General features: G+C 61.5%; 25 protein-coding genes. All 25 read right to left on the bottom strand.

The annotated features are described in order from the left end of the window. Nucleotides 1-112: 112 nt before the first annotated feature. On the bottom strand, nucleotides 113-589 hold the full coding sequence (gene rplO, locus NKH06_RS14185) for a 50S ribosomal protein L15 (protein ID WP_352441553.1): 477 nt from the start codon (nucleotides 587-589) through the stop codon (nucleotides 113-115). 22 nt (nucleotides 590-611) lie between these two features. Continuing rightward, nucleotides 612-809, bottom strand: a complete 198-nt coding sequence (rpmD, locus tag NKH06_RS14180; protein WP_006205449.1) for a 50S ribosomal protein L30 — start codon at nucleotides 807-809, stop codon at nucleotides 612-614. 24 nt (nucleotides 810-833) lie between these two features. Next, nucleotides 834-1397 carry a 30S ribosomal protein S5 gene (gene rpsE / locus NKH06_RS14175; RefSeq protein WP_006333394.1) on the bottom strand — a complete coding sequence of 188 codons (564 nt, stop codon included), beginning with the start codon at nucleotides 1395-1397 and terminating at the stop codon, nucleotides 834-836. 148 nt (nucleotides 1398-1545) lie between these two features. Next, on the bottom strand, nucleotides 1546-1905 hold the full coding sequence (gene rplR / locus NKH06_RS14170; protein ID WP_027038735.1) for a 50S ribosomal protein L18: 360 nt from the start codon (nucleotides 1903-1905) through the stop codon (nucleotides 1546-1548). A gap of 139 nt (nucleotides 1906-2044) precedes the next feature. Further along, complete coding sequence (rplF, locus tag NKH06_RS14165) at nucleotides 2045-2578, bottom strand: 50S ribosomal protein L6 (RefSeq protein WP_013895694.1); 534 nt, start codon at nucleotides 2576-2578, stop codon at nucleotides 2045-2047. Nucleotides 2579-2667: 89 nt separating this feature from the next. After that, nucleotides 2668-3066 (bottom strand): 30S ribosomal protein S8, encoded by a 399-nt coding sequence (rpsH, locus tag NKH06_RS14160; RefSeq protein ID WP_013531431.1) that lies wholly within the window; start codon nucleotides 3064-3066, stop codon nucleotides 2668-2670. 12 nt (nucleotides 3067-3078) lie between these two features. Beyond that, on the bottom strand, nucleotides 3079-3384 hold the full coding sequence (gene rpsN, locus NKH06_RS14155; protein WP_013895695.1) for a 30S ribosomal protein S14: 306 nt from the start codon (nucleotides 3382-3384) through the stop codon (nucleotides 3079-3081). A gap of 27 nt (nucleotides 3385-3411) precedes the next feature. Beyond that, nucleotides 3412-4011 carry a 50S ribosomal protein L5 gene (rplE, locus tag NKH06_RS14150; protein WP_013531429.1) on the bottom strand — a complete coding sequence of 200 codons (600 nt, stop codon included), beginning with the start codon at nucleotides 4009-4011 and terminating at the stop codon, nucleotides 3412-3414. Further along, entirely contained in the window at nucleotides 4004-4318 is a 315-nt protein-coding gene (rplX, locus tag NKH06_RS14145; protein WP_013531428.1) for a 50S ribosomal protein L24, read from the bottom strand. Before rplX ends, rplE begins: the two co-directional genes overlap by 8 nt. A 12-nt stretch (nucleotides 4319-4330) precedes the next feature. After that, nucleotides 4331-4699: a 50S ribosomal protein L14 gene (rplN, locus tag NKH06_RS14140; RefSeq protein WP_006205457.1), complete on the bottom strand. Its 369-nt coding sequence runs from the start codon at nucleotides 4697-4699 to the stop codon at nucleotides 4331-4333. A gap of 83 nt (nucleotides 4700-4782) precedes the next feature. Further along, on the bottom strand, nucleotides 4783-5022 hold the full coding sequence (gene rpsQ, locus NKH06_RS14135; protein WP_010909280.1) for a 30S ribosomal protein S17: 240 nt from the start codon (nucleotides 5020-5022) through the stop codon (nucleotides 4783-4785). Nucleotides 5023-5033: 11 nt separating this feature from the next. Beyond that, nucleotides 5034-5234: a 50S ribosomal protein L29 gene (gene rpmC / locus NKH06_RS14130; protein ID WP_006205459.1), complete on the bottom strand. Its 201-nt coding sequence runs from the start codon at nucleotides 5232-5234 to the stop codon at nucleotides 5034-5036. 13 nt (nucleotides 5235-5247) lie between these two features. Next, nucleotides 5248-5661, bottom strand: coding sequence for a 50S ribosomal protein L16 (gene rplP, locus NKH06_RS14125; RefSeq protein ID WP_013531427.1), 414 nt, complete (start codon nucleotides 5659-5661; stop codon nucleotides 5248-5250). 27 nt (nucleotides 5662-5688) lie between these two features. After that, nucleotides 5689-6414 carry a 30S ribosomal protein S3 gene (rpsC, locus tag NKH06_RS14120; RefSeq protein ID WP_013531426.1) on the bottom strand — a complete coding sequence of 242 codons (726 nt, stop codon included), beginning with the start codon at nucleotides 6412-6414 and terminating at the stop codon, nucleotides 5689-5691. Next, nucleotides 6414-6803, bottom strand: coding sequence for a 50S ribosomal protein L22 (gene rplV, locus NKH06_RS14115; protein WP_006205462.1), 390 nt, complete (start codon nucleotides 6801-6803; stop codon nucleotides 6414-6416). The genes rpsC and rplV overlap by 1 nt, the downstream gene beginning before the upstream one ends. Before the next feature lie 2 nt (nucleotides 6804-6805). After that, nucleotides 6806-7084 (bottom strand): 30S ribosomal protein S19, encoded by a 279-nt coding sequence (gene rpsS / locus NKH06_RS14110; protein ID WP_006205463.1) that lies wholly within the window; start codon nucleotides 7082-7084, stop codon nucleotides 6806-6808. Between the two features lie 16 nt (nucleotides 7085-7100). After that, nucleotides 7101-7934 (bottom strand): 50S ribosomal protein L2, encoded by an 834-nt coding sequence (rplB, locus tag NKH06_RS14105; RefSeq protein WP_352893315.1) that lies wholly within the window; start codon nucleotides 7932-7934, stop codon nucleotides 7101-7103. 22 nt (nucleotides 7935-7956) lie between these two features. Beyond that, a complete protein-coding gene (locus NKH06_RS14100; RefSeq protein ID WP_013531424.1) occupies nucleotides 7957-8250 on the bottom strand; it encodes a 50S ribosomal protein L23 in 294 nt (97 codons plus the stop codon). Further along, nucleotides 8247-8867 carry a 50S ribosomal protein L4 gene (rplD, locus tag NKH06_RS14095; protein WP_013531423.1) on the bottom strand — a complete coding sequence of 207 codons (621 nt, stop codon included), beginning with the start codon at nucleotides 8865-8867 and terminating at the stop codon, nucleotides 8247-8249. Before rplD ends, NKH06_RS14100 begins: the two co-directional genes overlap by 4 nt. After that, nucleotides 8867-9595: a 50S ribosomal protein L3 gene (gene rplC / locus NKH06_RS14090; protein WP_013531422.1), complete on the bottom strand. Its 729-nt coding sequence runs from the start codon at nucleotides 9593-9595 to the stop codon at nucleotides 8867-8869. The genes rplD and rplC overlap by 1 nt, the downstream gene beginning before the upstream one ends. Before the next feature lie 61 nt (nucleotides 9596-9656). Continuing rightward, nucleotides 9657-9965: a 30S ribosomal protein S10 gene (gene rpsJ, locus NKH06_RS14085; protein WP_010909272.1), complete on the bottom strand. Its 309-nt coding sequence runs from the start codon at nucleotides 9963-9965 to the stop codon at nucleotides 9657-9659. A 69-nt stretch (nucleotides 9966-10034) separates the two neighbouring features. Next, nucleotides 10035-11210 (bottom strand): elongation factor Tu, encoded by a 1176-nt coding sequence (gene tuf / locus NKH06_RS14080; protein WP_352441555.1) that lies wholly within the window; start codon nucleotides 11208-11210, stop codon nucleotides 10035-10037. A gap of 98 nt (nucleotides 11211-11308) precedes the next feature. Beyond that, nucleotides 11309-13399 carry an elongation factor G gene (fusA, locus tag NKH06_RS14075; protein WP_352441556.1) on the bottom strand — a complete coding sequence of 697 codons (2091 nt, stop codon included), beginning with the start codon at nucleotides 13397-13399 and terminating at the stop codon, nucleotides 11309-11311. A 29-nt stretch (nucleotides 13400-13428) separates the two neighbouring features. Further along, nucleotides 13429-13899 (bottom strand): 30S ribosomal protein S7, encoded by a 471-nt coding sequence (rpsG, locus tag NKH06_RS14070; RefSeq protein ID WP_008875664.1) that lies wholly within the window; start codon nucleotides 13897-13899, stop codon nucleotides 13429-13431. Between the two features lie 76 nt (nucleotides 13900-13975). Then, nucleotides 13976-14347: a 30S ribosomal protein S12 gene (gene rpsL, locus NKH06_RS14065; RefSeq protein ID WP_006333356.1), complete on the bottom strand. Its 372-nt coding sequence runs from the start codon at nucleotides 14345-14347 to the stop codon at nucleotides 13976-13978. Nucleotides 14348-14765: the final 418 nt, after the last annotated feature.

Genomic DNA, 14765 nt, shown 5'->3' with positions numbered 1-14765 from the left:
GGCTCTAAACATGCAAGCGGCCGCGTTGACGCGGCCGCCTCGTTGAGCAGATCAAAGCGCAATCGTGAGCAAAAACGGATCCCACTCTTGCCGATCGCGCTTCAAATTGCCGTTACTCGGCAGCTGCCTTTTCCTGCGGCAGCTTGACCGAACCGCCGGCCTTTTCGATCTTCTCGATCGCGGCCTTGGAGGCGCCGGCGACGTCAAAGGCGAGCTTCGCCTTGATCTCGCCATCCGAGAGGATGCGCACGCCGTCCTTGACGCGGCGGATGACGCCGGCGGCAACCAGCGATTCAGCCGTCACGGTCGCCTTGGCATCGAGCTTCTTGGCGTCGATGGCCACCTGAATGCGGGCCAGCGACACGACAGTGAAGCTCTTGGCGAAGATGTTGTTAAAGCCACGCTTCGGCAGGCGCCGGTAGAGCGGCATCTGGCCACCCTCGAAACCGTTGACGGCGACGCCGGAGCGCGCCTTCTGGCCCTTGACGCCGCGACCGCCGGTCTTGCCCGAGCCGGAGCCGATACCACGGCCGAGACGCTTCTTGGAGTGCGTCGCGCCGTCCTTGTCACGCAGATCGTTGAGTTTCATCTGAGTTCTCCTGCGCTCTGGCTCAGCCCTCGTCCACGACGCGGACGAGATGCTGGACGGCAGCGATCATGCCGCGCACGGAGGGCGTATCTTCCAGCGTGCGCTGCTTGTGCATCTTGTTGAGGCCGAGGCCGACCAGCGTTGCGCGCTGTTCCTTCGGACGGCGGATCGGCGAACCGATCTGCTCAACGGTGATGGTCTTGGTTGCTTTCTTGGCCATGGTCAAAATCCCTGGTCAGATCGACTATTCTTCAGCCGCAACGGCGGTGCCGCGGCGGGCCTGAAGGGTCGAATACTTGATGCCGCGAGCAGCAGCCACATCCTTGGGATGCATCTGGCTCTTCAGCGCGTCGAAGGTGGCGCGAACCATGTTGTAGGGGTTCGACGAACCCATCGACTTGGCGACCACGTCATGCATGCCGAGCGTCTCGAAGACAGCGCGCATCGGGCCACCGGCGATGATGCCGGTACCTTGCTTGGCGGCGCGCAGCAGCACGCGTCCGGCGCCCCAGCGTCCTTCGACGTCATGGTGCAGCGTACGGCCCGAGCGCAGCGGCACGAAGATCATGTCGCGCTTGGCCGATTCAGTTGCCTTGCGGATGGCTTCCGGCACTTCGCGCGCCTTGCCGTGACCAAAGCCGACGCGGCCCTTCTGGTCGCCGACGACGACGAGTGCTGCAAAACCGAAGCGACGGCCGCCCTTGACGACCTTGGCGACGCGGTTGATGTGGACGAGCTTGTCCACCATGCCGTCATCGCGTTCTTCACGATCGCGGCCGCGGCCGCCATCCCTACGTTCCTGTGCCATATCCTGTTCCTTGTTTTTTTCCGGAAGCACGGTTGCTAATAAGATCCGGTGCCTCGCCCCGAATAAATCGGGAAACGGTCACCGGGGGCGAAATCAATTTCTTCGCATAATCCCTATCCGAAAAGTCTGCAACTTTTCGGGACTATGCTTAAAAGCTCAAGCCACCTTCGCGGGCAGCCTCGGCGAGCGCCTTGACGCGGCCGTGATAAATGTAGGCGCCGCGGTCGAAGACGACTTCCTTGACGCCGGCCTTGGTGGCGCGCTCGGCGATCAGCTTGCCGATCGCTGCGGCGGCGGCGGTGTCGGCGCCGGTCTTGAGCGAACCCTTGAGGTCCTTCTCGAGCGTCGAAGCGGCAGCGATGGTGTGGCCCTTGGCGTCGTCGATGACCTGCACGTAGATGTTCTTCGACGTGCGGTGGACCGACAGACGCGGGCGCTCGCCGGCGACCTTCTTGATCTGACGGCGGACGCGCTGCGCGCGGCGCTGCGTGGATTCCTTGGTACCCATGATGGTCTTCCTTGCCTTCAAAAAACGGGGGCCGCCATATGCGGCAGGCGAAAGCGCCTCCCGCGACCGCTCCCCGCGGCGTTACACTTCCCAGCTTGGCCTTTTCCGAAAAGTCTTGGACTTTTCGAGGCCAGGCCCACTACTTCTTCTTGCCTTCCTTGCGGACGATCTTCTCGCCAGCATAGCGGACGCCCTTGCCCTTGTAGGGCTCCGGACCACGATACTCGCGGATCTCGGCCGCAACCTGGCCGACCTGCTGCTTGTCGATGCCGGCCACGGTGATTTCGGTCGGCTTCGGCACCGTGATGGTGATGCCGGCCGGCGTCTCATAGACGACGTCATGGCTGAAGCCAAGCGCCAGCTGCAGGTTCTTGCCCTGAAGTGCCGCGCGATAACCGACGCCGGTGATCTCGAGCTTCTTCTCGAAACCGTCCTTGACGCCCTGCAGGATGTTGACGATCTGCGTGCGCGACATGCCCCACTTGGAGCGGGCGGTCTTGGTCTGGTCGCGCGGCTGGACAGCGATCTCGCTGCCTTCCATCTTGACCAGGACTTCGTCGTTCACCACGAACTTCAGCTCACCCTTGGGGCCCTTCGCCGTCACGGTCTGGCCGTTGACGGTCGCGGTCACGCCCTGCGGCAGCGAAACGGGTTTCTTTCCAATACGAGACATTTTGTTGTCCTCGTCACTTCTCTTGTTTCAGGTCTCTGTCTTCGGGAACGATCCGAAGACCGGATTCCACTTTGCGGTCAACTGCCAGATCAGAAGATCTGGCAGAGGATCTCACCGCCGACGTTCTGTTCACGTGCTTCGTGGTCGGCCATCACGCCCTTCGGTGTCGAAAGGATGGCGATGCCGAGGCCGTTGGCGACCTGCGGAATCGACTTGGCCGAAACATAGACGCGGCGGCCTGGCTTCGAGACGCGGGCGATTTCGCGCACGACCGGCGCGCCGTCGAAATACTTCAGCTCGATCTCGATTTCGGACTTGCCGTTGTCGAAGTCGGTCTGGCTGTAATCGCGGATATAGCCTTCAGCCTTCAGCACGTCGAGGACGCGGGTGCGCAGACGCGAAGCCGGCGTCGAAACGCTCGACTTCTTGCGGCCATACGCGTTGCGGATGCGGGTCAGCATATCGCCGAGAGGATCGCTCAATGACATGTTATGTCCTCCTTACCAGCTCGACTTGACCAGGCCCGGGATCTGGCCGTTATTGCCGAGATCACGAAGCGCGATGCGCGATACTTTGAGCTTGCGATAGTAGGCGCGCGGACGGCCGGTGACTTCGCAGCGGTTGCGGATGCGGATCTTGGCCGAGTTGCGCGGCATGGCGGCAAGCTTGAGCTGAGCGCGGAAGCGCTCTTCCATCGGCTTGGACTGATCCATGATGATCGCCTTGAGCGCAGCCCGCTTGGGACCGTACTGGTCGGCAAGCTTGCGGCGCCTGTTGTTCTTCTCGACTGAGCTGGTCTTTGCCATTTCAGATTTTTCCTTTTCTCGCTGCCGTTACTGGCGGAAGGGGAAGTTGAAGGCCTTGAGCAATGCCCTGGCTTCGTCGTCCGTCTTCGCAGTCGTACAAACGATGACGTCCATGCCCCAGATCTGATCAACCTTGTCGTAGTTGATCTCCGGGAACACGATGTGTTCCTTGATGCCCATGGCGTAGTTGCCACGGCCATCGAAGCTCTTCGGATTCAGTCCGCGAAAGTCGCGGACGCGCGGCAGTGCGATGTTCACGAGGCGGTCGAGGAACTCGTACATGCGTTCCTTGCGCAACGTGACCTTGGCACCGATCGGCATCTTCTCGCGGACCTTGAAGCCGGCGATCGAATTGCGGGCGCGGGTGACGACGGCCTTCTGGCCGGCGATCATCGCCAGGTCTTCGGCCGCGATCGAAGGCTTCTTCGAATCGGCGGTCGCTTCGCCAACGCCCATGTTCAGCACGATCTTGTCGATGCGCGGAACCTGCATCTCGTTGTCGTAGCCGAACTGTTCCTGCAGCGCCTTGCGGATGGTCTCGTTGTAGACCTGCTTGAGGCGCGGCGTGTTCTGAGCCTTGGACTGTTTGCTTTCAGCCTTGGGCTTCGTGGTTTGAGCCTTAGCCATTGATGACTTCTCCCGAGCGCTTGGCGACGCGCACCTTCTTGCCGTCCTTCTGGAAGATGAAGCCGACGCGGGTCGGCTTGCCATCCTTGGGGTCGGCCAGCGCGATGTTCGACAGCTGGATCGGCGCTTCCTTGGTGATGATCCCGCCCTCTTGGGACTGGGACTGCTTCTGGTGACGGCGGATCATGTTGACGCCGCGCACCAGCGCGGTGTCTTCCTTCGGCTGCACCGAGAGGACTTCGCCCGAACGGCCCTTGTCCTTGCCGGCCAGCACGACGACCTTGTCGCCTTTTCTAATCTTTTGCATTGGTCCGGCTCCTTACAGCACTTCAGGCGCGAGCGAGATGATCTTCATGTGGTTCTTGGCGCGGAGTTCGCGCGGAACCGGTCCGAAGATACGCGTGCCGATCGGCTCTTTCTTGTTGTCGACGAGAACGGCCGCGTTCTTGTCGAAACGGATCACGCTGCCGTCCGGGCGGCGGATGTCCTTGGCCGTGCGAACCACGACCGCCTTCATCACATCGCCCTTCTTCACGCGGCCGCGCGGAATGGCTTCCTTGATCGACACCACGATGATGTCGCCCACGGAAGCGTATTTCCGCTTCGAGCCGCCCAGCACCTTGATGCACATGACACGACGGGCGCCGGAATTATCCGCGACGTCGAGGTTTGTTTGCATCTGAATCATGACTGGCCGCCTTCTTCTCTTCTAACGGGATGGGCTCAAAGCCCCTCCCCGGTCTGTCCAAAATTCGTTGTTTACGCCCGAGGTCAGGCTTGGTCCGAAGACACGACGATCCAGCGCTTGTCCTTGGAAATCGGCTTCGATTCCTGGATGAACACCTGATCGCCTACCTTGTGGGCGTTGTTCTCGTCGTGCGCCTTGTACTTCTTGGTCATGCGCACGGTCTTCTTCATCACGGGATGCGTGAAGCGCCGTTCGACCTTGACGACAACCGTCTTCTCGTTCTTGTCGCTGACGACGGTGCCCTGCAGAATGCGCTTTGGCATGGTTTTCGTCCTTAAGCCTTCTTAGCCGCGGACTTTTCCGCAGCGATGGTCTTGATACGCGCAATATCCTTACGGACCTGTCTCACGCGCGCGGTCTTCTCGAGCTGGCCGGTGGCCTTCTGGAAGCGCAGGTTGAACTGCTCCTTCTTCAGGCTGGCCAGGTCGTCGGTCAGCTGGTCCTGGGTCTTGGTCCGGATGTCTTCGGCTTTCATGATCAGCCCGTCCTTATTCTGCGATGCGCTGCACGAAGCGCGTCTTGACCGAGAGCTTGGCCGCGCCGAGACGCAGTGCCTCACGGGCGGTTTCTTCATTGACGCCGTCGATCTCGAACATGATACGGCCCGGCTTGACGCGCGCCGCCCAGTAGTCGACCGCACCCTTGCCCTTACCCATGCGGACTTCGGTCGGCTTCGAAGTGACCGGCACGTCCGGGAAAATACGGATCCAGACGCGACCAGCGCGCTTCATTTCACGCGTGATCGCGCGGCGGGCCGCCTCGATCTCACGTGCGGTGACGCGGTTCGGCTCAAGCGCCTTCAGCCCGAAACCACCGAAATCCAGGTTGGTGCCGCCCTTTGCGGTACCATGGATACGGCCCTTGAACTGCTTGCGGAACTTTGTGCGCTTTGGCTGCAGCATCGTTCTAACTCCAAATTCCTAAATGTCTCAGGCGTTTTCGCGACGACGACCGCGTTCGCGATCACCACCACCGCCATGCGCTGCATCGCTTTCGCTGGCCCGACGCTCCGAAGCCATCGGGTCATGCTCAAGGATTTCGCCCTTGAACACCCAGACCTTGACGCCGCAGATGCCATAAGCCGTGTGCGCTTCGGCCGTACCGTAGTCGACGTCCGCACGCAGCGTATGCAGCGGCACGCGGCCTTCGCGATACCATTCCATGCGCGCGATCTCGGCGCCGCCGAGGCGGCCGGCGCAGTTGATGCGGATGCCTTCGGCACCGAGGCGCATCGCCGATTGAACGGCACGCTTCATGGCGCGGCGGAACGCGATACGACGCTCGAGCTGCTGGGCGATCGACTGGGCGACCAGGGTCGCGTCGATTTCCGGCTTGCGCACTTCAACGATGTTGAGGTGCGTCTCGGACTTCGTCATCTCCATCAGCTTCTTGCGAAGCTTCTCGATGTCGGCGCCCTTCTTGCCGATGATCAGACCCGGGCGCGCGGCGTGGATGGTGACGCGGCACTTCTTGTGCGGACGCTCGATCACGACCTTCGAGATGGCAGCCTGCTTGAGCTCCTTCTCGAGATACTTGCGGATCTTGATGTCCTCATGCAGCAGCTTGCCGTACTCGCCGGTGTTCGCGAACCAGCGCGAATCCCAGGTGCGGTTGATGCCGAGGCGAAGACCGATCGGATTGACTTTCTGGCCCATTATGCGGCCTCCCCTTTTTCTTCGACTTCACGAACGACGATCGTGAGGTGCGAGAACGGCTTCTCGATACGGCTGGCGCGACCGCGACCACGGGCATGGAACCGCTTCATGACGATCGACTTGCCGACATAGGCTTCCGCCACGATCAGTGCATCGACATCCAGGTCGTGGTTGTTTTCCGCGTTGGCGATTGCCGATTCCAGCGTCTTCTTGACCGTGCCGGAAATCCGCTTGGCCGAGAATTCGAGATCGGAAAGCGCTGTCGCGACCTTCTTGCCGCGGATCAGCGCGGCAACGAGGTTGAGCTTCTGCGGGCTGATACGGATCGTGCGCAATACGGCGCGCGCTTCGTTATCAGCAAGCCTGCGCGGAGCTTTGGCCTTGCCCATGATTATTTCCTCTTCGCCTTCTTATCCGCGCCGTGACCGTAATAGGTCCGGGTCGGAGCGAATTCACCGAACTTGTGACCGACCATGTCCTCGTTCACCGAGACGGGAACATGCTTCTGGCCGTTGTAGACACCGAAGGTGAAGCCGACGAACTGCGGCAGGATGGTGGAGCGACGGCTCCACATCTTGATCACCTCATTGCGACCACCTTCACGAACCTTGTCCACCTTCTTGAGAAGGTAGCCGTCAATGAAGGGGCCTTTCCAAATCGAACGAGTCACTTGGCGTTACCTCTTCTTAGCTCTTGCGCTGATGGCGCGAGCGCAGGATGAACTTGTCGGTCGCCTTGTTGGACCGCGTCTTCTTGCCCTTGGTCGGCTTGCCCCAGGGCGAAACCGGATGGCGGCCACCCGAGGTGCGGCCTTCGCCGCCGCCGTGCGGATGGTCGACCGGGTTCATGGTCACGCCGCGATTGTGCGGGCGCTTGCCACGCCAGACCGTGCGACCGGCCTTGCCGTCATTGATGTTGCCGTGGTCCGGATTGGACACCGCACCGACAGTGGCCATGCAGGAGCCGTGAACGACACGCTGCTCGCCCGAATTGAGGCGCAGGATCGCCATGCCCTGGTCACGACCGACCAGCTGACCGTAACCACCTGCCGAACGGGCGACCTGAGCGCCCTTGCCCGGCTTCAGCTCGATGTTGTGGACGATGGTGCCGACCGGCATCGAAGCCAGCGGCATCGCATTGCCCGGCTTCACGTCGACCGATTCACCGGAGACGATCTTGTCGCCGGGAGCCAGACGCTGCGGAGCGATGATGTAGGACAGCTCGCCATCATCATACTTGATCAGCGCGATGAAGGCGGTGCGGTTCGGATCGTACTCAATGCGCTCGACCGTGCCGACGACGTCGAACTTGCGGCGCTTGAAGTCGATGATGCGGTACGAACGCTTGTGACCACCGCCGATGAAGCGGGCGGTGATGCGACCGTGATTGTTGCGGCCGCCCGACTTGGTCAGGCCTTCGGTCAGACCCTTGACGGGCTTGCCCTTGTAGAGGCCCGAGCGGCCGACGATGACCAGCTGACGTGTGCTGGGCGTTACCGGGTTGAATTTTTTCAGTGCCATTGTTCTGTCCTCGCGGCCTTACTCAGAGACCCGTCGCGACGTCGATCGACTGACCATCGGCCAGCGTCACAACCGCCTTCTTGACGTCGCTCTGGCGGCCAACCGTGCCACGGAAGCGCTTGATCTTGCCCTTGCGGACAAGCGTGTTCACGGCCATCACCTTGACGCCGAACAGCGCTTCGACGGCGGCCTTGATTTCCGGCTTCGACGCCTTCTTGGCGACGTTGAAGACGACCTTGTTCTGCTCGGAGGCCATGGTCGACTTTTCGGTGATCGCCGGCGAGACGATCACGTCGTAATGACGAAGGTCGGTCATTTAAAGCGCTCCTCGAGAGCCTCGACGGCGGCCTTCGAAAGGACCAGCGTGCCGCGGCGCAGAATGTCGTAGACGTTGATGCCCTGGATGGGCAGCACGTCGATGTTGGGGATGTTCGTCGCCGCCAGCTTGAAGTTCTTGTCAAGCTCGGCGCCGCCGATCAGCAGAGCGTTGGTCAGGCCCAGCGTCGCGAAATTCGCGATCAGCGCCTTCGTCTTGGCCTCGGTCAGCTTCAGCTCGTCGATGATGATGATCGACGCGCTCTTGGCCTTGGCCGAGAGAGCATGCTTGAGGCCGAGAGCACGAACCTTCTTCGGCAATTCGTGCTCGTGGCTGCGAACGACCGGGCCGTGGGCCTTGCCGCCGCCACGGAACTGCGGAGCGCGTGCCGAATGGTGACGGGCGCGGCCCGTACCCTTCTGCTTGTACATCTTGGCGCCGGTGCGCGCGATCTCGGCGCGACCCTTGGTCTTGTGCGTGCCCTGCTGCTTCTTGGCAAGCTGCCAGCGCACGACGCGCTGCAGGATGTCTTCGCGCGGATCAAGGCCGAAAATCTCGTCGGAGAGTTCCACCTTGCCGGCGTCCTTGCCGCCCAGCGTTGTGATCTTGAGATCCATTATTCCGCTCCCTCTGTGGCCGGAGCCTCGTTCTTGGCGCCACTTTCGGCAGCAACGGCGCGGATCGCGGCAGGCTTCGGCGCATTGGCCGGCAGTGCCACCTTGGCCGCATCGCGGACCAGGATCCAGGCGCCCTTCGATCCGGGAACCGCACCGCGGATCAGGATCAGGCCGCGGTCGGCGTCGGTCGATACGATCTCGACATTCTGCGTGGTGACGCGGGTGTCGCCCATGTGGCCAGCCATATGCTTGCCCTTGAACACCTTGCCCGGGTCCTGGCGCTGGCCGGTCGAACCGTGCGTACGGTGCGAAACCGAGTTACCGTGCGTTGCACGGCCACCGCCCATGTGGTGGCGCTTGATGACGCCCTGAAAGCCCTTGCCGATCGTCGTGCCCGTCACATCGACCTTCTGGCCGGCGACGAAGTGCTCGACAGTGATCTCGGCGCCGACATCGATCATGTTGTCGGCGGAGACGCGGAACTCGGCGACCTTCGCCTTCGGCTCGACGGAAGCGGTCGCGAAATGGCCGCGCATCGCCTTCGACGTGTTCTTCACCTTGGCAAGGCCAACGCCGAGCTGAACGGCGGTGTAGCCATTCTTCTCTTGCGTGCGCTGGGCCACGACCTGGCAGTTCTCCATCAGGAGAACGGTGACGGGAACATGTTCCCCGGCATCGTTGTAGATGCGGGTCATTCCCACCTTCTTTGCAATCACACCTGAACGCATCGGTTCAATTCCTTTAGAGTTCCGGGCCAGGGGCACCGCCCCTTACCGCGCTCTCATTCCCTTAGAGCTTGATCTCGACGTCGACGCCGGCGGCCAGATCGAGCTTCATCAAAGCATCGACCGTCTGCGGGGTCGGATCGACGATGTCGAGCAGACGCTTGTGCGTGCGCATCTCGAACTGCTCGCGGCTCTTCTTGTCGACGTGAGGCGACCGGTTGACCGTGAACTTTTCGATCCGCGTCGGCAGCGGAATGGGGCCGCGGACGTTTGCACCGGTACGCTTGGCCGTCGACACGATTTCTTTCGTCGAGGCGTCGAGCACGCGGTGGTCAAACGCCTTAAGGCGGATGCGGATATTCTGTCCGTTCATGCGTCACTTCCTTGTTCTGGCGCGGCGCGGGCAACTCCCGCGCCCGCGACAGATCGGTTTAAGTCCAAATTACTCTTTGATGGTGACGACGATGCCGGCACCGACGGTGCGGCCGCCTTCACGGATGGCGAAGCGCAGCTTCTCTTCCATGGCGATCGGCACGATCAGCTCGACATCGACCGTGATATTGTCGCCCGGCATCACCATCTCGGTGCCTTCCGGCAGCGACACGATGCCGGTCACGTCGGTCGTGCGGAAGTAGAACTGCGGACGGTAGTTGGTGAAGAACGGCGTGTGACGGCCACCTTCGTCCTTGGTCAGGATGTAGGCTTCGGCCACGAACTTCTTGTGCGGCTTCACCGTGCCCGGCTTGGCCAGAACCTGGCCGCGCTCGACACCTTCGCGATCAACGCCGCGCAGCAGCGCGCCGATGTTGTCGCCGGCCTGGCCCTGATCGAGCAGCTTGCGGAACATCTCGACGCCCGTGCAGGTCGTCTTGGTCGTCGGACGGATGCCGATGATCTCCAGCTCCTCGCCGACCTTGACAATGCCGCGCTCGACGCGGCCGGTCACGACCGTGCCGCGGCCAGAGATCGAGAACACGTCTTCGATCGGCATCAGGAACGGCTTGTCGAGCGGACGAACCGGCGTCGGGATGTAGGCATCGACCGCAGCCATCAGCTCGCGGATCGCGTCTTCACCGATCTTCTTGTCGCTGTCTTCCAGAGCAGCCAGCGCCGAACCCTTGACGATCGGAATGTCGTCGCCGGGGAACTCGTTCTTGGTCAAAAGCTCGCGAACCTCGAGCTCGACCAGTTCGAGCAGCTCGGCGTCGTCGACCTGGTCGACCTTGTTCAGGAACACCACGATCGACGGCACGCCGACCTGACGGGCCAGCAGGATGTGCTCGCGGGTCTGCGGCATCGGGCCGTCGGCGGCCGACACGACCAGGATCGCGCCGTCCATCTGCGCGGCACCGGTGATCATGTTCTTCACATAGTCGGCGTGGCCGGGGCAGTCGACGTGAGCGTAGTGGCGGGCAGCCGTCTCGTATTCGACGTGTGCCGTCGAGATCGTGATGCCGCGCGCCTTTTCTTCAGGGGCAGCGTCGATCTGGTCGTAGCGCTTGTATTCGCCAAAATACTTGGTGATCGCCGCCGTCAGCGACGTCTTGCCATGGTCGACGTGGCCAATCGTGCCGATGTTCACGTGAGGCTTGTTACGCTCGAATTTACCTTTGGCCATAATCGTTCTCCGTCTATTCTACCCGCTAAGGGGATATTGTTATTCGCTCTTCAGATCCGGCACCGCGCAAGGAGCGCGACCCGGTGGCTAAGAAACCCTTAGGCGTATTTCTTCTGGACTTCCTGAGCCACTGCGGTCGGAACCGGCTCATAGTGATCGAACTGCATGGTGTAGGCCGCACGGCCCTGGCTCATCGAGCGCAGGTTGTCGACATACTTGAACATGTTGGCGAGCGGCACCATCGCATTGATGACGACGGCCACGCCGCGCGCTTCCTGGCCCTGGATCTGGCCACGACGACCGTTCAGATCGCCGATGACGCTGCCGACGTAATCTTCCGGTGTCACCACTTCGACCTTCATGATCGGCTCCAGCAGCTGCACGCCAAGCTTGGGTGCGGCTTCACGGAAGCAGGCGCGGCCGGCGATTTCGAAGGCCAGAACGCTGGAGTCGACATCGTGGTAAGCGCCGTCGATCAGGGTCGCCTTGACGCCGATCATCGGGAAGCCCGCGAACGGACCCGAGGTCATGACGCTGTTGATGCCCTTTTCGACACCCGGGATGTATTCCTTCGGCACGGCGCCGCCGACGATCTTGGTCTCGAACTCGAACTCGCTGCTGTCCGGGTTCGGCTCGAAGACGATCTTGACGCGAGCGAACTGACCGGTACCGCCGGTCTGCTTCTTGTGCGTGTAATCCTGCTCGTGCCTGCGGGTGATGGTCTCGCGATAAGCCACCTGCGGTGCGCCGACATTGGCCTCGACCTTGAACTCGCGACGCATGCGGTCGACGATGATGTCCAGGTGAAGTTCGCCCATGCCGGAAATGATGGTCTGGCCGCTTTCCTCGTCGGTCTTGACGCGGAAGGACGGATCCTCGGCGGCCAGGCGGTGAAGGGCGAGGCCCATCTTTTCCTGGTCGTTCTTGGTCTTCGGCTCAATGGCGATCTGGATGACCGGATCGGGGAATTCCATGCGCTCGAGAATGACCGGATGCAGCGGATCGCTCAGCGTGTCACCGGTGGTCGTGTCCTTGAGACCGGCAAGAGCAACGATGTCGCCTGCAAAAGCCTCTTCGACGTCGGCGCGCGAGTTCGCATGCATCTGCAGCATGCGGCCGATGCGCTCTTTCTTGCCCTTCACGGTGTTGTCGACCGAGATGCCCTTGGTGAGCTTGCCCGAATAGATGCGGGCAAAGGTCAGCGAACCGACGAACGGGTCGTTCATGATCTTGAAGGCGAGCATCGACAGCGGCTCGTTGTCGTCGGCATGACGCTCGATCTCCGCGTCGGTCTTGGCATCGACGCCCTTGATGGCGGGAACATCGGCCGGCGACGGCAGATATTCGACGACGGCGTCGAGCAGCGGCTGCACGCCCTTGTTCTTGAAGGCCGAGCCACAGAACATCGGGTAGAACTTGACCGCGATGGTGCCCTTGCGGATCAGCGCGCGGATCTCGTCATTCGACGGCATCTTGCCTTCGAGGTAATTCTCAAGCGCCGTCTCGTCCATTTCGACGGCGGCCTCGATCATCTTCTCGCGGTATTCTTCGGCACGAGCCTTGAGGTCGTCCGGGATCTCGACGACATCCCAGGCAGCGCCCAGCGTCTCGTCGCGCCAGACCAGCGCGTTCATCTCGACGAGGTCGACGACGCCCTTGAACTCGGTCTCGGCGCCGATCGGCAGCTGCATGACAACGGCATGCGCGCCGAGGCGCGAACCGATCATCTCGACCGAGCGATAGAAGTCGGCACCGATCTTGTCCATCTTGTTGCAGAAGATCATGCGCGGAACGCGATACTTGTCGGCCTGGCGCCAGACGGTCTCCGTCTGCGGCTCAACGCCGGCATTGGCATCGAGCAGCGCGATAGCGCCGTCGAGAACGCGCAGCGAACGCTCGACTTCGATGGTGAAGTCGACGTGGCCGGGGGTGTCGATGATGTTGAAGCGATACATCTTGCCGTCACGAGCCTTCCAGAAGGTCGTGGTCGCGGCGGACGTGATCGTGATGCCGCGCTCCTGCTCCTGCTCCATCCAATCCATGGTGGCAGCGCCGTCGTGGACTTCGCCGATCTTGTGCGACTTGCCCGTGTAATAGAGGACGCGCTCGGTGGTCGTCGTCTTGCCGGCGTCAATATGCGCCATGATACCGAAATTGCGGTAGTCTTCGATTTTGTATTCGCGGGCCATCGTAGCTGCCTCTCAGTCTCGTTCGCGCTTTACCAGCGGTAGTGCGCGAAAGCGCGGTTGGCTTCAGCCATCTTGTGGGTGTCTTCACGCTTCTTGACAGCCGTGCCGCGGTTGTTGGCCGCATCCATCAGCTCGCCGGAGAGGCGGTCGACCATCGTGGTCTCGTTGCGGTTGCGGGCCGCCGCGATCAGCCAGCGAATGGCCAATGCCTGGCGGCGCTCGGGGCGCACGTCGACCGGAACCTGGTAGGTGGCGCCACCGACACGACGCGAACGCACTTCAACATGCGGCGCGACATTGTCGAGCGCCTGATGGAAGACGGTGACTGGCTCCTGCTTGGTCTTCGACTGAACCTGGTCGAGCGCGCCGTAGACGATGGTCTCGGCGACCGACTTCTTGCCGTCATACATAACGGCGTTCATGAACTTGGTGACGATCAGATCGCCGAACTTCGGGTCCGGATTGATCTCACGCTTTTCTGCACTGTGACGACGCGACATGGCTTTTGTCTCTCAATCTCATAGCCCGACGCACTCAAGAAGCGCCAAGGCCGGAAAATCTTACTTCGGACGCCCCTTACTTCGGACGCTTGGCGCCGTACTTCGAACGGCGCTGCTTGCGGTTCTTCACACCCTGCGTGTCGAGCACGCCGCGGATGATGTGGTAGCGAACGCCCGGAAGATCCTTGACGCGGCCGCCGCGGATCATGACCACGGAGTGTTCCTGAAGGTTGTGGCCTTCGCCGGGGATGTACCCGATCACTTCAAAACCATTGGTCAGGCGGATCTTGGCCACCTTGCGCAGCGCCGAGTTCGGCTTCTTCGGCGTCGTTGTATAGACGCGCGTGCAGACGCCCCGCTTCTGCGGGTTCTGCTGCATGGCCGGGACCTTGTTGCGCTTCACCGGCGCAATGCGCGGCTTGCGGATCAGCTGGTTGACGGTAGGCATTAAACCCTCTTGTCTCTCAATTCCGTGTCTCGCCCGGTCAGGGCCGCTCAAAGCGTCATTTCCATACGCAAATTCGGGCCATAAACCGCGCCTCGCGGTCTTGCCCGAACAAAAGGCAGAGGAAGCGGAAGCCGCTTCGTGCACGCCGGAAATGTCTTTTCGCTCGTAAAACGAACCCTGTTTGAGGCAAACTCCAAAGCGTGTCGCTTCGGAAGGGAGAGCCTCACATCGGTTCTGACTGGGCGGCTTCTACTCGTAAGACTGCGGACCGTCAAGCCCGGAGCACCAAATATTGCGCGCCGACCAAGGCTTGGCAGCCATGCGAAAACCGCATGTAATTTTCTTTCGCATTTTTGCAAGAGCGAGGAAGAAAGTGACAAGCCTTCAGGCAAAGTGAATGGGTTTGCGCTGTTGCGCG

Source organism: Mesorhizobium sp. M1342, assembly GCF_040317955.1.
Lineage (GTDB): Bacteria > Pseudomonadota > Alphaproteobacteria > Rhizobiales > Rhizobiaceae > Mesorhizobium.
This window is presented reverse-complemented; position numbering and strand designations above follow the sequence as displayed.

Excerpts from the sequence above, each read along its gene's own strand:
- rpsJ (WP_010909272.1), bottom strand. The coding sequence starts at position 9,965 with ATGAACGGACAGAATATCCGCATCCGCCTTAAGGCGTTTGACCACCGC.
- rpsQ (WP_010909280.1), bottom strand. The coding sequence starts at position 5,022 with ATGCCAAAGCGCATTCTGCAGGGCACCGTCGTCAGCGACAAGAACGAG.
- rplN (WP_006205457.1), bottom strand. The coding sequence starts at position 4,699 with ATGATTCAGATGCAAACAAACCTCGACGTCGCGGATAATTCCGGCGCC.
- rplX (WP_013531428.1), bottom strand. The coding sequence starts at position 4,318 with ATGCAAAAGATTAGAAAAGGCGACAAGGTCGTCGTGCTGGCCGGCAAG.
- fusA (WP_352441556.1), bottom strand. The coding sequence starts at position 13,399 with ATGGCCCGCGAATACAAAATCGAAGACTACCGCAATTTCGGTATCATG.
- NKH06_RS14100 (WP_013531424.1), bottom strand. The coding sequence starts at position 8,250 with ATGACCGACCTTCGTCATTACGACGTGATCGTCTCGCCGGCGATCACC.
- rpsH (WP_013531431.1), bottom strand. The coding sequence starts at position 3,066 with ATGTCATTGAGCGATCCTCTCGGCGATATGCTGACCCGCATCCGCAAC.
- rpsE (WP_006333394.1), bottom strand. The coding sequence starts at position 1,397 with ATGGCACAGGAACGTAGGGATGGCGGCCGCGGCCGCGATCGTGAAGAA.
- rpmC (WP_006205459.1), bottom strand. The coding sequence starts at position 5,234 with ATGAAAGCCGAAGACATCCGGACCAAGACCCAGGACCAGCTGACCGAC.
- rplO (WP_352441553.1), bottom strand. The coding sequence starts at position 589 with ATGAAACTCAACGATCTGCGTGACAAGGACGGCGCGACGCACTCCAAG.
- rplE (WP_013531429.1), bottom strand. The coding sequence starts at position 4,011 with ATGGCTAAGGCTCAAACCACGAAGCCCAAGGCTGAAAGCAAACAGTCC.
- rplV (WP_006205462.1), bottom strand. The coding sequence starts at position 6,803 with ATGGGCAAGGCCAAAGCTCCGCGCAGGCTTGCTGATAACGAAGCGCGC.
- rplD (WP_013531423.1), bottom strand. The coding sequence starts at position 8,867 with ATGGATCTCAAGATCACAACGCTGGGCGGCAAGGACGCCGGCAAGGTG.
- rpsG (WP_008875664.1), bottom strand. The coding sequence starts at position 13,899 with ATGTCGCGTCGTCACAGTGCAGAAAAGCGTGAGATCAATCCGGACCCG.
- rpmD (WP_006205449.1), bottom strand. The coding sequence starts at position 809 with ATGGCCAAGAAAGCAACCAAGACCATCACCGTTGAGCAGATCGGTTCG.
- rpsN (WP_013895695.1), bottom strand. The coding sequence starts at position 3,384 with ATGGCAAAGACCAGCTCAGTCGAGAAGAACAACAGGCGCCGCAAGCTT.
- tuf (WP_352441555.1), bottom strand. The coding sequence starts at position 11,210 with ATGGCCAAAGGTAAATTCGAGCGTAACAAGCCTCACGTGAACATCGGC.
- rplF (WP_013895694.1), bottom strand. The coding sequence starts at position 2,578 with ATGTCTCGTATTGGAAAGAAACCCGTTTCGCTGCCGCAGGGCGTGACC.
- rplC (WP_013531422.1), bottom strand. The coding sequence starts at position 9,595 with ATGCGTTCAGGTGTGATTGCAAAGAAGGTGGGAATGACCCGCATCTAC.
- rplP (WP_013531427.1), bottom strand. The coding sequence starts at position 5,661 with ATGCTGCAGCCAAAGCGCACAAAGTTCCGCAAGCAGTTCAAGGGCCGT.
- rplB (WP_352893315.1), bottom strand. The coding sequence starts at position 7,934 with ATGGCACTGAAAAAATTCAACCCGGTAACGCCCAGCACACGTCAGCTG.
- rpsC (WP_013531426.1), bottom strand. The coding sequence starts at position 6,414 with ATGGGCCAGAAAGTCAATCCGATCGGTCTTCGCCTCGGCATCAACCGC.
- rpsL (WP_006333356.1), bottom strand. The coding sequence starts at position 14,347 with ATGCCTACCGTCAACCAGCTGATCCGCAAGCCGCGCATTGCGCCGGTG.
- rplR (WP_027038735.1), bottom strand. The coding sequence starts at position 1,905 with ATGGGTACCAAGGAATCCACGCAGCGCCGCGCGCAGCGCGTCCGCCGT.